General features: G+C 71.6%; 12 protein-coding genes. 7 read left to right on the top strand and 5 right to left on the bottom strand.

All coding sequences use genetic code 11. The features are described 5' to 3' along the window. Nucleotides 1-33 precede the first annotated feature (33 nt). Nucleotides 34-3,543: a S8 family serine peptidase gene (locus JIG36_RS24920; RefSeq protein ID WP_236048203.1), complete on the top strand. Its 3,510-nt coding sequence runs from the start codon at nt 34-36 to the stop codon at nt 3,541-3,543. Between the two features lie 52 nt (nt 3,544-3,595). Here JIG36_RS24920 and JIG36_RS24915 read toward each other — a convergent pair whose 3' ends face one another. Further along, complete coding sequence (locus JIG36_RS24915; RefSeq protein ID WP_307872904.1) at nt 3,596-4,543, bottom strand: helix-turn-helix domain-containing protein; 948 nt, start codon at nt 4,541-4,543, stop codon at nt 3,596-3,598. 117 nt (nt 4,544-4,660) lie between these two features. Between JIG36_RS24915 and JIG36_RS24910 the strand changes: the two genes are divergently transcribed. Together JIG36_RS24910 and JIG36_RS24905 are read left to right on the top strand one after the other, a co-directional pair. Further along, a complete protein-coding gene (locus tag JIG36_RS24910; protein ID WP_203378815.1) occupies nt 4,661-5,797 on the top strand; it encodes a type III PLP-dependent enzyme in 1,137 nt (378 codons plus the stop codon). Between the two features lie 30 nt (nt 5,798-5,827). Further along, a complete protein-coding gene (locus JIG36_RS24905) occupies nt 5,828-7,135 on the top strand; it encodes a DUF4832 domain-containing protein (protein WP_203378814.1) in 1,308 nt (435 codons plus the stop codon). Here the strand turns inward: JIG36_RS24905 and JIG36_RS24900 are convergent. From JIG36_RS24900 to JIG36_RS24890, 3 genes are read right to left on the bottom strand one after another with little or no spacing between them, the layout of a single operon-like run. Further along, nucleotides 7,128-9,008: an EAL domain-containing protein gene (locus JIG36_RS24900; RefSeq protein ID WP_203378813.1), complete on the bottom strand. Its 1,881-nt coding sequence runs from the start codon at nt 9,006-9,008 to the stop codon at nt 7,128-7,130. The two genes, JIG36_RS24905 and JIG36_RS24900, sit on opposite strands and share 8 nt — an antisense overlap. Further along, complete coding sequence (locus JIG36_RS24895; RefSeq protein WP_203378812.1) at nt 8,995-9,615, bottom strand: RNA polymerase sigma factor; 621 nt, start codon at nt 9,613-9,615, stop codon at nt 8,995-8,997. Before JIG36_RS24895 ends, JIG36_RS24900 begins: the two co-directional genes overlap by 14 nt. Beyond that, nucleotides 9,612-9,896 carry a hypothetical protein gene (locus JIG36_RS24890; protein WP_203378811.1) on the bottom strand — a complete coding sequence of 95 codons (285 nt, stop codon included), beginning with the start codon at nt 9,894-9,896 and terminating at the stop codon, nt 9,612-9,614. Before JIG36_RS24890 ends, JIG36_RS24895 begins: the two co-directional genes overlap by 4 nt. Nucleotides 9,897-10,185: 289 nt before the next feature. Here JIG36_RS24890 and JIG36_RS24885 point away from each other — a divergent pair, with 289 nt between their 5' ends. The 4 genes from JIG36_RS24885 to JIG36_RS24870 all read left to right on the top strand — a co-directional run bounded on the left by JIG36_RS24885 (nt 10,186) and on the right by JIG36_RS24870 (nt 14,644). Continuing rightward, entirely contained in the window at nt 10,186-10,536 is a 351-nt protein-coding gene (locus tag JIG36_RS24885; protein WP_307872903.1) for a nucleotide pyrophosphohydrolase, read from the top strand. A gap of 97 nt (nt 10,537-10,633) precedes the next feature. Continuing rightward, nucleotides 10,634-12,034, top strand: coding sequence for a polyprenol phosphomannose-dependent alpha 1,6 mannosyltransferase MptB (mptB, locus tag JIG36_RS24880; protein ID WP_203378810.1), 1,401 nt, complete (start codon nt 10,634-10,636; stop codon nt 12,032-12,034). Next, nucleotides 12,031-13,227: a glycosyltransferase 87 family protein gene (locus tag JIG36_RS24875; protein ID WP_203378809.1), complete on the top strand. Its 1,197-nt coding sequence runs from the start codon at nt 12,031-12,033 to the stop codon at nt 13,225-13,227. The genes mptB and JIG36_RS24875 overlap by 4 nt, the downstream gene beginning before the upstream one ends. A gap of 19 nt (nt 13,228-13,246) precedes the next feature. Continuing rightward, a complete protein-coding gene (locus tag JIG36_RS24870; protein WP_203378808.1) occupies nt 13,247-14,644 on the top strand; it encodes an amidohydrolase family protein in 1,398 nt (465 codons plus the stop codon). A 45-nt stretch (nt 14,645-14,689) separates the two neighbouring features. Here JIG36_RS24870 and JIG36_RS24865 read toward each other — a convergent pair whose 3' ends face one another. Beyond that, nucleotides 14,690-15,487, bottom strand: a complete 798-nt coding sequence (locus JIG36_RS24865) for an SGNH/GDSL hydrolase family protein (protein ID WP_203378807.1) — start codon at nt 15,485-15,487, stop codon at nt 14,690-14,692. Nucleotides 15,488-15,647 lie beyond the last annotated feature (160 nt).

Raw genomic sequence — 15,647 nt, 5'->3', positions numbered from 1 at the left:
ATGCGTTCACCCGCGAACGTGAAGGAGTCGGCCTTGACGCCACGTAAAAGCCTGACCGGTGCGCTGGCCGGCCTCCTGATCGGAGCCGGCAGCGTCGCCGTGACCCCGCCAGGTCCGGCCGGCGCTGCCGTCCCGGCCGCACCGAAGACCACCACGCAGTCGATCACGCTGATCACCGGTGACGTCGTCCAGCTCGATCCGTCGGGCGACGGCCGGGTGGCGGCGTCGGTGCGGCCGGGGCCCGGGCGGGAACGCATGTCGTTCTCGACCGTCGAGACCACCGAGGGCGTACGGGTCGTGCCCGCCGACGCCGTGCCGCTGCTCGCCGCCGGGCGCGTCGACGCCGAACTGTTCGACGTCCAGCACCTGATCGCGCAGGGCTACGGCGACGCCGCCCGCGACACCCTGCCGCTGATCGTGAAGTCGGCGCAGGCCACGGAGACGGCCCGCACCCTGGGCGCCCCCGCCGGCACCGCGCTGCCCAGCCTCGGCGCCGTGGCCGTGCGCGCCGACAAGGACTCGCTCGCGGACTTCTGGCGTACGCGGGCCTCGAGCGCAAGCGGAGCACGGACCGCGACCACCGACCGCATCTGGCTCGACGGCAAGGTCAAGCCGGCGCTCGACCGCAGCACCGCCCAGATCGGCGCGCCCGAGGCGTGGAAGGCCGGGCTGGACGGCACGGGCGTCACGGTGGCCGTGCTCGACACCGGCGCCGACGCGACCCACCCCGACCTGGCCGGTCGCATCGCCGAGGCCCGCGACTTCAGCGGCAGCCCCGACACCACCGACCACTTCGGACACGGCACCCACGTGGCGGCCACGGTCGCCGGCTCGGGCGCGGGATCCGGCGGCGCCCGCAAGGGTGTCGCCCCGGGCGCGAAACTGCTGATCGGCAAGGTTCTCGACGACAGCGGCACCGGCTACGAGAGCGGGATCATCGCCGGCATGGAATGGGCCGCCGGCGCCGGGGCCAAGGTCGTCAACATGAGCCTGGGTGGCAGCGCGACCGACGGCACCGACCCGATGAGCGCCGCCGTCAACGAGCTCAGCGCCTCGACCGGCGCGCTGTTCGTGGTGGCGGCCGGCAATGAGGGCGAGAGCTACTCGGTCGGCACGCCGGGCGCCGCCCCCTCGGCCCTGACCGTCGGCGCGGTCGACCGGGAGAACCGGATGGCCGACTTCTCCAGCCGGGGCCCGCGCTTCGGCGACGAGGGCCTCAAGCCGGAGATCACCGCGCCCGGCGTCGGCATCGTGGCCGCCCGGGCCGCCGGCACGTCGATGGGGGAGCCGGTCGACGAGCTCTACACCGCGGCCAACGGCACCTCGATGGCCACCCCGCACGTGGCCGGCGCCGCCGCGATCATCGCGCAGCAGCACCCGGACTGGACCGGCGCGCGGATCAAGGACGAACTGGTCAGCACGGCCGTCACCACTCCCGATACCCCGGTCTATGCCCAGGGCGCGGGCCGGGTCGACCTGGCGCGTGCGGTGACCCAGACTGTCGCGGGCACCGGCGTGGCCGACTTCGGGCTGCACGCGCTCGGCGACCCGGCGGCGACGCGCACGGTGACCTACACCAACGCCGGCAGCGTCCCGGTCACGCTGACGCTGAAGTCGTCGCTGTCCGCAATCACTGCCTCGGCACCGACGGTCATCGTGCCCGCCGGGGGCCACGCCGACGTGACCCTGCGGTGGGACATGGTGTCGCCCGGGCAGCTCAGCGGCTGGCTCACGGCGACCGCGCCCGGTGGCGTGCTCGTCACCACCGCGCTCGGCGGAACGCTCGACAAGCAACGCCACCTGGTGACGTTCAAGGCGGTCGACCGGGCCGGGCAGCCGGCCGGGGTGCCGGTGCTCCAGGCGTTCGGCGACGACCAGCGGTTCGACGTGCTCAACTTCCTCGGCCGGGGCGAGGAGAAGACCTTCCAGCTGGCCGAGGGCGACTACCTGGTCGACGCCTCGATCCCCGACGGTGGGCCCCTCGACGAACAGGACACCCTGGTCACCATCCCCGAGCTGAAGGTCGACCGGGACCTGACGGTGCTGCTCGACGCCCGTACGGCCAAGCCGATCCGGATCGAGACACCCAAGCCGGCCGAGCAGCAGACGGTGGAGAGCTATTACGTACGCCGGGTCACCGGCACCGGACGCGGCATCATCAACGGCTTCATGAACTTCAGTGCCGTCCAGAAGATCAACGTGACCCCGACCGCCAAGCTCCGCAAGGGCAGCTACGAGTTCTCGTCGCGGTGGCAACTGGTCGCTCCGATGGTTCAGGCGAGCATTCCGGGCCTCACCGGCGAGCTCGACATCAACCTGTGCGTCTACTCACCGGCGTACGAGGGAACTCGCCGTTTTGATCTGGTCAAGGGCCTCGGCGGGAACGTGCGCGGCAAGGCGGTGGTGATCGAGGCCGACAACCCGGACGAGGCGTCGGAGCAGGCCGCGGCGGCCGGAGCGGCGGTGGTGCTGGTCGTGCTGCCGGCCGATCGCAGCGCCTGGCAGCCGTGGGACCCGAGCGGCGAGGTGCGGATGCCGATCCCGAGCGCGCTCGTGCCGAACGACGACGGCCTACGGATCCTGGCCCGGGCGGCCAAGCCGGGTGCGAGCATCGCCCTGACGCTCACCCCGAACAGCCCTTACCTGTACGACGTCTTCCAGGTCACCAGGGACAGGGTGCCCAGTCAGATCGTGCACAAGGTGACGGCGGCCAACTCGTACCGGATCACCACCCGCTATCCGGACAACGGCGGCTTCGACTGGATCCGGGAACAGCGGTTCGGCTGGCGGCCCTACCAGGAGTACTCGTGGAACGACACGCAGCGCAACGTGCGGACGCCGTCCGTGCGCGAGGAGTGGGTGTCGACCGGTGACACCGTGTGGCAGCACCAGGTGCACCACGCCTTCCCGTGGAGCAACCTGGGCGGCCAGCTGCAGGGCGGCATCACCGAGGACCCGGTCACCTACGCCCGGGCCGGGAGCTCGTCCGAGACCTGGTACGCGCCGGTCGTGCGGCCGGCCACCCCGACCGGTCACACCAGCACCCGCGCCGGCAACACGCTCAAGCTGCGGGTCGCGTCCTTCGTGGACAGCACGGACGAGCACTACCTGATCAGCGACGCCCCGGCCACGCTCACCCGCAACGGGGCCGTCGTCGCCGAGCTGCCCGACGGGTGGCGGGACGTGCCGGTGCCGGCCGGCGCCGCGACCTACCGGCTGGCGATGACGACCGCTCGGCAGAGCGACGACTGGATCTATGGGACGTCGACCTCGACGGCGTGGACCTTCAAGTCCGGGTCGGACGGGACGCTTCCGCTGCTCCAGATCTCGTACTCGGTCGTGCTGTCGAGCCTGCTGACCGTGCGGGTGCCGGGAGCACAGCGGGTCTCCGTCTCGGTCTCGACCGACGACGGGAAGACCTGGAAGCCGTCGGCCATCGTGGTACCCGTGGGTATTAAGCCGGTGTCGCTGCGGGTCACCGCTTCCGACAAGTCCGGCAATTCGGTCGAGCAGACCGTGATCCGGGCGTACGGGCGATCATGAGGCCGCTCGTCGAGGACCGCTGGCCCGCTCGCACCCAGCCGCGCCGACCTGATTACAGCCAGCCCCGCCGTGCGGCCTGGAAGGCCAGGCCGGCCCGGGTGTCCACACCGGCCGCCTCCATCAGCCGGTCGAGGCGGCGCTGGACGGTGCGGCGGCTCACCCCGAGCTGGGTGGCGATGGACTTGTCGGGCAGCCCGGCCACGAACAGCGACAACAGCAGCTTGTCGGGCTCCTCCTCGCTGCCGTCGGGCAGCAGCGGGGTGGCGCGCACCCAGTAGCTCTCGAAGAGGGCGACCAGGGCGTCGAGGAGCTCACTGGGGCGGATCAGCGCCGCGGTGGGCTCCCCGACGCCACGCGCCGCGTCGGGCACGAGCGGGCAGATGGCGAGACTGCGGTCGGCGATCGCCAGCCGTACGGGAAGGGCCGGCAGCGTACGGGAGAGCTCGCCCAGCTTCATCGCCTCGACGATGCTGTCCAGCTCGCCCGGCTTCTCGAGCAGTTCCCGCTCATAGATCGCGCGGTAGCGGACGCCGCGTTCCAGGGCCGAGGTCTCCTCGGTGTTCTCGGGGCCCTGCATCGCTATCGGGTTGGCCCGGCAGAACCAGAGGATCTCGTCGCGGGCCGAATCCTGCATCTCGCGCAGCCGCTCGCGCAGGGCGGCCGCGCCGACCACGATCTCGACGAGGTGGTCGGGGTTCCGGCGGCGGGTGTTGGTGCGGTATTCGTCGCTGAGCGAGGCCACCATCTGGCGGGCCGACTCGAGGGCCCTCTGCTCGCGCAGCAGCGTGTCGCCGAGCGCGACATCGGCCGGCAGGGCGTGGAAGACGGGTCCGGCGGTGGCCAGGCCCTTGCGGTGCAGGGCCTCGAGCCGGGCCTCGGCCTCCGCCGGCGAGACCCCGGCCTGCTTGGCGAGGTCGTCCGGCGTCGCTCCGGCCATCCGCACCAGCAGGCGGTAGACGTGCTGCTCCGGGGTGGAGGGCAGGTCGGTCCGATCATGCACGGCGCAATCTTGTCACTCTCCGGCAACGACGCAACGCATTGACGGAAGTACTCTGAGTGGCAATCGTCGCCTACCCGCCGAGGTCGTTGCCCCGTCACCGATGAGGACACCGAAGCCATGACAGTGACCGCAGATGCCGCACAGCTCTTGTCGGCCGCCCTCGACCAGACACCCTGCCTGGTCATCGACATCGGGGTGGCCCGCACCCAGTACGACCGGATCGCGAGCGCGTTTGCCGGCGCCGGCATCCACTACGCCGTGAAAGCCAACCCCGAACTGCCCCTCCTGAAAGCGCTGGTCGAGGCCGGATGCCGGTTCGATGTGGCCAGTCGGGCCGAGATCGACCTCTGCCTCGCGGCCGGAGCCTCCCCCGACGACCTCAGTTACGGGCATCCGATCAAGAAGAGCGAGGACATCGCGTACGCGTACGCCCGTGGGGTCCGCATGTTCGCCTTCGACAGTGAGGGGGAGCTCGACAAGATCGTCCAGCATGCGCCCGGCTCCTCGGTGCTGTGCCGGGTGCTGGCGTCGAGTGACGGCGCCCGGTGGCCGCTCTCCCGCAAGTTCGGGTGCGTGCCCGAGATGGCCGTCGAGCTGATGAAGGTGGCCGCGTTGCGCGGGCTCGACCCGGCCGGCATCGCCTTCCACGTCGGGTCGCAGCAGCTGCACCCCGACCGGTGGGAACCCTCGGTCGCGACCGCCGCCTGGATCTTCAAGGTGCTCGACCAGTCGGGCATCCCGCTGCGGATCCTGAACGCGGGCGGCGGCTTCCCGGTTCCGTACCGCTCCGAGGTGGCGCCGATCTCCGCGTTCGCATCGGCGATCTACGCGGCGATCGGACGGCATTTCGGCCGCCGCACGCCGTCGCTCATGATCGAGCCGGGGCGTTACATCGCGGCGCCTGCCGGGGTGCTGCACACCCAGGTCGTGCTGGTCGCCCGCAAGTCCTACGACGAGGAGCCGCGTTGGGTCTACCTCGACGTGGGACGCTTCGGCGGGCTGGCCGAGACCGAGGACGAAGCCATCCAGTACGAGCTGGCGACGACCCGCGGCGGCCCGGCCGGCCCGGTGATCCTGGCCGGTCCGACCTGCGACAGCGTCGACATCCTCTATCAGCACGCGCCCTACGATCTCCCGCTGGACCTGGCGGCCGGCGAGGTGATCCGCATTCTGGGCACGGGTGCGTACACGGCGACCTATTCGGCGGTGGGCTTCAACGGGCTGCCACCGCTGCGGACGGTGGTCAAGTCTTAGGTCTTCCCCGGGCCGGCCGATAACCGGTTCATGCGTTTCCTCCCCGTCGCGGCCCTGGCCGTCGCCGTGCTGCTGCCCGGCACGGCCCAGGCCGCGACGCCGGCCCCGGTCACCCGCACCTATTCCTACGCCGCCTCGGCCGACGTGTTCGCGAACCCCGGGCGCGGCTTCTTCACGTACACGGAAACGCATCTGGGGTCTTCGTTCGAGCCGCTGGTGGTGGCCGACCTCGCCCGGGCCCGCACCACGTCGGCCCAGAGCCTGGTCTACCGGCACTACTACCTCGACAAGTACGTGGGCGCCGACCAGATCACCGACCTCGCGCAGGTCAGCGCCGACCTGGCCGCCGTCCGGGCCGCCGGTGTCAAGATCGTGCTCCGCTTCTCGTACACCGGCTCGTCATCGGCCGACGCCCCCGTGGCCCGCGTCCTGAAGCACATCGCCCAGCTGGGCCCGGTGTGGAAGGTGAACGCGGATGTGATCGCCGCGCTCCAGGCGGGTTTCATCGGCCAGTGGGGCGAGTGGTACTACAGCGACCACTTCTCGTCCTCGCCGGGCGTGCTGACCGCCCAGAACCAGGCCGACCGCAAGGCCGTGCTGGCCGCGCTGCTCGCCGCGACCGCGCCCACCACCCAGATCCAGGTGCGGACCCCGTCGTACAAGCGCTCGACCTTCCCCGCGGTGGCCCGCATCGGCCTGCACAACGACTGCTTCCTGGCCGGCGACGACGACTACGGCACGTTCACCGCCCCCGACGACGCCAAGTGGCTGGCCGCCTCGACAACCACCCTGGTCGGCGGCGAGACCTGCGACGTCTCCAGCCGCTCGACCTGGCCCAACGCCCGCGCCGAGATGGCCCGCTACCACTGGACATACCTGAACCCGTCCTTCAACGCCGACGTCCTGACCTCGTGGGGCGCCACGGGCCGGGCCGAGGCCGCCCGCCGCCTGGGCTACCGCTTGCGCCTGGTCCGCGCGACACTGCCCACCACCGCCCGCCGGGGTGCCAAGCTGACGGCCCAGCTGACCCTGACCAACGACGGCTACGCGGCTCCGGCCGACAACCGCCCGGTCGCGCTGACCCTGACCGCGGGCACCCGCACCCAGACCGTCCGCCTGCCCGCCGACCTGCGCACCCTGACCCCCGGCCGGACGGTCACGCTGAAGGCCACGTTCACCACGCCGGCGGCCGGCACCTACCGCTTGTCCGTCGGCCTGCCCGACCCGTCCCCGCGCCTGGCCACCACCCCGGCGTACGCGATCCGCCTGGCCAACCCGTCGGTCTGGGACGCCGGCACGGGCCGCAACAACCTGAACGCCACCCTCAAGATCAGCTGACCCCGGCCCGCCGCAGCTCCAGCTCGATCGACTGCCCCTTGTGGTGCAGGCTCGCCGTGAGCGGCATCGGCCGTCCGCACTCGTAACCCTGGGCGAAGTCGACGCCGAAGGTCATCAGGAGGTCCACGGTCGGCCGGTCCTGCACGAACTCGGCCGCCACCCGAACACCGAGCTGGTGGCAGAGGTCGACCAGCATCGACACCATCGCCCGGTCGGCCGGCGACTTCCGGAGCCCGACGACGAACGTCCCGTCGATTTTGACCAGGTCGACCGGGAAGTGCTTGAGGTGGGCCAGGGCCGCGTTGCCGGTCCCGAAGTCGTCGAACGCGAGCTGACAGCCGATCTGCCGGATCCCGGTGGCGAACGCCAGGGCCGCGTTGCGGTTCTCCAGCAGAGCGGTCTCGGTGATCTCGAACGTCAGGCACTCGGGCCGCACCCCGTGCCGCTGGATCGCGTGGGACACGAAGCCCAGCAGGTCGGGGTCGGCGAGGGACTGGCCGGACACGTTGATCTGGTAGTGCGAGGTCTGTGCGCTCTGCCCGATCAGTTCGAGGGCGTGGTCGATCACCCACTTGTCGACCGCCAGGACCTCGCCGACCCGCTCGGCCATGTCGAGGAAGACCCAGGGTGCGGTGTGCTCGCCCGTCTCGCCGCGAACGCGCAGCAGGATCTCGTGCCGGGTGACCCGGTTGAGCGTGAGATCGACGATGGGTTGCGCGTAGAGGGCGAACCGGTCCGACGCCACCGCCTGCCGCACCCGGGCCCGGCAGCGGTCCATCCGTTCCCGGCTGCCGACCGGCTCGTCGAACACGTGGACGGCGACGCCCCGGCGACGGGCCTCGCGGGCCGCCTGCTCACCGTCGACGAGCAGGTCGAACCCGGTGTCCGGCACCCCACCGTCGAAGAGCACGACCCCGGCCCAGGTGTTGAGGCGCAGCGTCTCGCGTCCGACCGTGAACAGGTGCCGGCGGAGCGTGCCGGCGATCTGATCGGCCACCGCGCCGGGTGTTTCCGCTCCGTCGAGGAGCACGGCCCACAGGCCGGGGCCGGCGGGGCCACGGGTCACCTCCGTCCCGACGATCGTGCGCAGCCGACGGGCAACCGAGGCCGCCAGCTGATCGCGATCCTCGTCCGACGTCAGGCGTGTGGCCGGCTCGGCCGCCACCACGATCACGGCGCCACCGCGGGTGCGGCGGCCCCGGTCGACCTCGTCGATGAACCAGTCACGGGTCGGCAGCCCGGTGACGGGGTCCTGGGCCGCCAGGTCGTCGCAGAGCATGTCGCTGCGGGTGGCGAGCCGCCGGCGCTCCTGCCGGGCGAGTTCGAGGTCGGTCACGTCCTCCCCGGTGAGGATGACGCCGGCCGGTGCGCCGGCCCGGTCGAAGACCTCGATGCGGCACTGCAGATAACAGATGCTCCCGCCGGCCTGGACCACCCGGAAGGTGATCTCGTCGGGGTGCAGCCGTTCCCAGGCCGTTTCGACGGTCGCCCGGAACGACTCCAGATCCGACGGGTGGATGCGTTCGAGCAGGGCCACCGGGGTCGGGCTGAGCACCCCCGGCGCGTACCCGAAGAGCATCGCCATCTCGTCCGACCAGATCAGCTCGACGAACTCCCGGGCCTCTCCCGGCCCGGCGATCAGGGTGAGAGTGCCGAGCTTGGCCAGCTGGGCGGCGCGGGCGATGCGCGACCCTTCGTCGACGTCCGCGGTCAACGGGTCGACCACGTCGGTGTCGACGATGATCGCGCGCCCCTCGGCCAGCGCGGCGTCGTACTCGCGCTGAACGGTCCGCGCCAGCCGCCGGGCGCGGGCGAGCTCCAACGGGCTGGGCTCGTGCGACCCGGCCAGCGCCAGGATGTCATCGAGGTCCACGGTCGTCCCCCTCACGGTCGTCCCGGTCCGAAGTGGTGAACCCGTCCCGTTCGGCCAGCTCACGCAGTCTCTTGCGGGCTGCGGCCCGGTAGCACTGGACACTGCGCTCGGCGATGCCCAGCGTCATGGCGATCTCCCGGTCGGTGAAACCCTCGTGGGACATCTGGAAGACCTCGGCGTGGGTCGGCCGGATCTGCTGGAGCCAGGTGCGGAGGCTGTCCTGGACTCTCCAGACGTCAGCCACGTCGGCCTCCGACACGGCTGGCAGCTCGTCGGGTGCCGTGGCGGCTTCCCGCTGAGTCTTCTTGTACGCGTGGAAGATCCGGTAACGCGCGGTGGTGATCACCCAGGCGATCGGGTTCTCGTGGACCCGAACCTTTTCCCACCGCACAAGGGCCTGCAGGTAGGCGTCCTGAAGAGCATCCTGGACGGTCTCCCGGTGGGCCCAGCGGGCCCGGAGAACACGTTCCGCGATGTGATGGCTCACCTCGAAGAAGCGGTGGTATTCCGCGAGGTGCAGGGCCCGGAGGCGTTCCTCATCGGCCTTCCGCCGCGCTTCGTCGTCGGGTCCCGGCGTCAGCGCGGACGAGCCGCTCACCACGCTCATGCCGTCTCCTCGTTCCCGGTGACGACCGGCTGCTTCCGGCGGTTCAGCTCCACCTCGCGCTGCCCGTCCCGGTCCCGCTCCGAGATCCGCACGACCTCGTGGTGAGTTCCGGCCAGTCCCGCCCACCCGGTCATCCGGGCGGCCGTGCGGGCCGACATCTCCCGCTGCTCCAGCCGCCGTGTCCGATGCGCGATGCAGGTCCGGGCGAGTCCCGTCGCCGCTCCGGCCAGTCCGAGAGCCAGGGTGACCGCTCCGTAGTCGGAGAGCACCTCCGTCAGCATCCCGTGCACGTTTCCCCCTCGGTCAGTTCCACCCCAGATAACTACTGTCCGTGGGGAGGGGCAGATGTTGACGCCGGCACTGGCCGGTAACTTGGCGAAGATCGACGATCAGCACCATCAGCTCGTCAAACGTCCCAAAGTAGTGTCACGGAAACGGAGAGCCAGGAGTCGGCCCGGAGCCACTCACGGGATCCGCTGGAACACGGTGAGTAGTGCAGCCACGTCGTTGGTCCGGGGGTGGCGGCCGGCGACGCTCCGTTGTCGGGACACGTTCTGATAGGACTACCCGGTGTCTTCTCTTGGTGAGCTGACCGAGGCCGTGCGGGAGTTCGCGCGCGCCCGGGAGTGGGAGCGGTTTCATACGCCCAAGAACCTGGCCATGGCCCTGGCCGGGGAAGTGGGGGAGTTGCTGGCCGAGCTGCAGTGGCTCACGCCCGAGCAGGCGAGCGCCGTCATGAGCGATCCGGAGATCGGGCCCCGGGTGCGGGCCGAGATCGGGGACGTCACCATCTATCTCGTGCGGCTGGCCGACGTGCTCGGAATCGACCTGGTGACGGCGGCGGCCGACAAGCTGGAAGAGGCGGGGCGGCGCTACACGGTCGAGGCCGCCCGCGGGTCGGCCGGCAAGATCGCGGGCTGAGACCGGACAGGCGGACAGGCTGCCCTGCCATCGGCCCGTCACGTGGGGGACGGCATCTCGTCCCCGCGGCGACACCCTTCATTGAAATGGTGCTGCCGTGTTCAGAGATCACGCCGTGCCGGCGCGTGCCACGGGATTTGCCGGGTCCTGCCTCGTCGCCGTCGGCGGGCTCGGCGCGGGTGCGTTGCCGGTGGGGATCCCGTTCTTCGCGGGGCTCAAGCACGTGGGGATCGGGCTGGTCGGCGTCTACAGCGGCCTCGCCCTGCTGCTACTGGCCTGGTGGTGGTACGGGCGGATCATGAAATCCCGGGACCCGGGGCCGGTCTGGCCGACCCTCGCCCTCTGGGCCGCTCCGCTGCTGGTCGCGCCGCCGATGTTCAGCCGGGACGTCTACAGCTACATCGCCCAGGGCGTGATGCTCGGCGACGGCTACGACGTCTATCGGGCCGGGCCGTCGGCGCTGGGCGGGTTCTTCGCCGAGCAGGTGCCCGCGATCTGGCAGCACACCCCGAGCCCGTACGGGCCGGTCTTTCTGTTGATCTCGAACCTGGTCACCGCGCCGATCGGGGACCACCTGCTCACCGGTGTGATCCTGATGCGTCTGCTGGCCGTGGCGGGGCTGGCGCTGCTCGCGTACGTGATGCCGGTCCTGGCCCGGCCGGCGGGGATCGACCCGGCGTCCGCGCTGTGGCTGGCCGTGCTGAACCCGCTGGTGCTGATCCACTTCGTCGGCGGGGCCCACAACGACGCCCTGATGGTGGGCCTGCTGGCCGCCGGGCTGGCCGCCGCGATCCGCCGCCGGCCGATCGCGGCCACCCTGCTGGTCGTGGGGGCCGCCCTGGTCAAGGCCCCGGCGGCGCTCGGGCTGGTCGCGGTCGCGGTGATCTGGGCGTCGCAACTGACCGGCCGGCGGCCCCGGTTGCGGGCCTCGGCGGCGGTCGGTGCGACGGCGGCCGCCGCGACCGCGGTGCTCACGTTCGTCGCGGGAACCGGGTACGGCTGGATCTCGGCCCTGGACACCCCGATCTCGGCCGGCAACCTGTCGCTGACCAACGTGCTCGGCCGCTGGACCGCGGACATCCTGCGCGACGACGGCGTCGGCGACCTCTTCGTGATGAATCTGTGGCGCTGGATCGGTGTGCTGGCCACGCTGATCGTGGCCGGTCTCGTGGGGACCGGGCTGGGCCGGCTCGGCCCGCTCTACGGCCTCGGCATCGTGCTGGTCGCGGTCGTCGTGTTCGGCCCGGCGCTGCGCCCCTGGTATCTGATCTGGGGCCTGGTGCCGCTGGCGGCCGCGGCCGGGCAACGCTGGGTCCGTCACCTGCTGGCGGCCGCGTGCGCGGTGATGGTGCTGGTGGTGCTGCCGGACGGGTTCGCCGCCGACGCCGAGCGGTTCCTGCTGGCGACATCGGGCGCGCTGCTGGGCATCGCGGCCTTCTTCGCCGTACGGCTGGTGCTCGCCCCCGCCGTCCTCAAGGTCGCGGCGGTGTCCCGATGAGCGTTGTCACGACGAAGCGCGGCCTCAGCCCGTACGCGCAAGCCTTGATCGTGATTGTCGCGGCGATCGCCGTCGGCGTGTTCCTGGTGACGGTGCCGACCTTCCGGGAGTTCTTCGACCTCGGCGTCTATCGCGGCGCGGTGCGTTACTGGCTGCTCGACGGCGGCGAACTCTACGACTTCCTCTACAACGACACCGAGTACGGCTTCACCTATCCGCCGTTCGCCGCGCTCGTGTTCGGCCCGCTCGCCCTGACCGACTGGCCGGTCGCCGTGGCGTGCAGCATCGTCGTCAACGCCGCCGCCGTCGTGATGCTGCTGCGCTGGTTCCTGGTGCCGGTGATCCGGCGCCACGACTGGCCGATGTGGATGACCCTGTCGCTGGCGTTCCTCGCGGTGCTGGTGTTCGAGCCGGCCCGGGACAGTTTCAGCTTCGGCCAGGTCAACCTCGCGTTGCTGCTGCTCGTCTGCGCCGACCTGCGCCTGCTCCAGGCCCGATCGCGGTGGGCGGGCGTGTTCATCGGCGTGGCCTCCGCGATCAAACTGACGCCGGTGGTGTTCATCGGCTATCTGATCGTGACCAGGCAGTTCCGGGCGGCGGCGGTCGCGACCGGGACGGCGGCGGGCGCGACCCTGCTCGCGGTGGTCGTCGCGCCCGCGACCTCGGCCCAGTTCTGGCTGGGCGCCCTCTGGGACACCGACCGGGTCGGCCGCCTCGAATACGTCTCGAACCAGTCGCTGCGCGGTGTCATGGCCCGCCTCGACCTGCCGTCCGCGTGGTGGCTGGCGGCGGTCGCTCTGGTGGTGGCGGTGTGGTTCCTCCGCGTACGGGGAAATGACCGCGTACGGGGGACCGACCACGCCGCCGGTTTTGCGATCACCGGGATCGTGGCCTGCCTGATCAGCCCGGTCACCTGGGTGCACCATCTGGTCTGGCTGCTCCCGGCCCTGTTCCTGCTGGTCGACGACGCCCTGCGGGCGGGCGCGCGACACCGGCTGGCCGCGCTCTTCGCCGTCTACGTGGTGCTGAGCAGCAGCGTGGTGTGGCTCTGGTGGGCGGGAGCGGACGGTTTCCTGGCCGCGATCGGCAGCAACACCTACGTCTGGATCAGCTTCGGCCTGCTGACGGCCGTCCCGTTCCGGGCTGGGAGCGGCACTCCCAGGGTGGAATCCGGCCTGGTCGGAGCCGGTTGAGCGCCCGACGCTGGAGTCCATGAGCACACTCTTCACCGGCGGCGCCGTCGTCACCATGGACCCGCACCTCGGTGACCTGCCGCGAGGCGACGTCCTGGTCGACGGCGCCACGATCACCGCGGTCGGCGCCGATCTGAGCGGCCACCCTGGCGCGGCGGGGGCCACGATCGTCGACACGACGGGCCACATCGTCGCGCCCGGTTTTGTCGACACCCACCGGCACGCCTGGCAGGCGCAGATGCGGCGCACCATCCCCGACGTCGGTGACCTCGGCGCGTACGTGTCGTCGACGCTGGCCGGCGTCGCGCCCGCCTACACCCCGCACGACATGTATGTCGGCACCCGGCTCGCCGCCCTCACCGCGCTGGACGCCGGCATCACCACGATGCTCGACTTCTCGCACAACTCCCGCAGCGCGGCCCATTCCGAAGCCGCCGTACGCGGTCTGGCCGGCACCGGCATCCGCGGCGTGCACGCGTCGATGGCCCCACATTTCGGGTCGTGGGACCGGCAATGGCCGGCCGACCTGGCCCGCCTCCGTTCCACGCTGCCCGACCTGGCCCGCCTCCGTTCCACGCTGCCCGACCTGGCCCGCCTCCGATCCACGCTGCCCGACCTGGCCCGCTTCCCTTCCACGCCGCCCGATCTGGTCACGCTCCGGCTGGCGGCGCTCGCCACCGCCGAGGTCGCCGGTCCCGCCCTGGCCTACGGTCCCGAACTGGCCGCCGTGGCCCGCGATCTGGACATCGAGGTCAGCGTCGACGCCGTCTTCGGCGAGCCGTCGTCGCAGGCGATCCTCGGGTGGGAGAAGGAGGGCCTGCTGGGTCCCGGCCTCTGTCTGATCCACGCCACCGGGCTGAGCCGCGACGCGTGGCGGGCCATCGGCGACACCGGCACGGCCATCTCGCTGGCACCGACCTCGGACACCCAGATCGGGCTCGAGACCGGGATCCCGGCCGTCGACGAGGCCCTGGCGGCGGGAGTGCGTCCCGGGCTGAGCATCGATGTCGAGGTCGCCCTGGCTTCCGACATGGTCACTCAGATGCGGGTGCTGCTCGCCGTGCAGCGGATGCGGGCCGTCACGTCCGCGGGGCCGCGGATCACCACGCGGGACGTGCTGGGGTTCGCCACCATCGACGGCGCCCGCGCGATCGGCCTGGACGCGGTCACCGGTTCATTGACTCCCGGCAAGCAGGCCGACCTGCTGGTGGTCGAGGCCGAGGCGGTCAACACGATGCCCCTCAACGACGCGGTGGGCACGCTGGTGCTGGGCGCGGATGCCCGCAACATCGTGACCGTGCTGGTCGCCGGGCGCACCCTCAAGGCGTACGGGCGCCTGATCGATGTTGACCTCGACGAGCTGCGCCGCGAGGTCACCGCATCCCGCGACGCCGTCCTGGCCCGGGTTCGCGGCTGAAGCATCCCGCAGCGTCGTCCCGTGGCGCCGTCCGGCATTGACAGCTCAGGCGAGGGGCCGGTGGCCCGGCACGGGATCGGCGGGCGTGGACCCGGCCGGGTGGAGACCGTTCAGCCACTCGCGGTAGGCCAGCTGCGCCAGCGTCGGCAGCAGGTCGGTGGAGCGGCGCAGCAGCCACTGGTTGCCCTTGGTCGCCATCCACCAGGCCCGTTCGCCCAGCGACGGCACCGGGTTCGTGGCAGCGAGACCGGGCAGGTGGCGTACGGGATGCCCCGCCTCCAGAAGCGCCGAGGCGAACCGGTGGGCCAGGAAGCGGTGACCGACCTCGCTCGGGTGCAGCCGGTCCACGCTCCAGTGGGTGCGCGTGTAGGCCGACCCGCCGCCCAGGTCGACGTGGATCGTCGCGTAGCGCCGGGCGATCTCGTCGAGGGCCGTGTTGAGCTCGGTCATCCGCCGGCCCAGCGGGCGCGCGATCACGCCGGGCAGGCCGAACATCCGGCCCGGGTCGGGCAGGCGCCCGGTCAGCACGGTTGCGCCGGTCGCGGTCAGCGCCGCCACCACATCGGACAGCTGCCCGCCCAGCGTGACCGGGTCGAAGTCGCCGCGGAGGGTGTCGTTCATGCCGACCAGCACCGAGGCCAGGTGCGGCCGAAGGTCGAGGGCGGCCGGCAGCTGACGCTCGGCGACGTCGCCGATACGGGCGCCGCTGACGGCGAGGTTGTGGAAGTCGGTGTCCGGAAGGGCCTCGGCGAGCAGAGCCGCCCAGCCGCGCCAGCCGCCGCCGGGCATCGGATCGCCGTACCCGCTGGTGACCGAGTCACCGAGGGCCGCGAATCGGATCATGCGCTCACTGTGAACGGCCCGGTGATGCATCGGGTCACGCGGTCGTGTCCTCCTGGCGAAGAGCCAGGGCCTATCTGGTGGATCACGAGGGGCTGCGGCGTGGCCCAGGCGGCGCCTGACGGCGTCCGCGAAGCGCCCACATCCAACACCGGGATGCGGC

Origin of the sequence: Paractinoplanes ovalisporus, from assembly GCF_016834655.1 — a bacterium.
GTDB classification, from domain to species: Bacteria; Actinomycetota; Actinomycetes; order Mycobacteriales; family Micromonosporaceae; genus Actinoplanes; species Actinoplanes ovalisporus.
The sequence above is the reverse complement of the archived record's forward strand: the minus strand, read 5'-3'. Positions and strand labels throughout refer to the sequence as shown.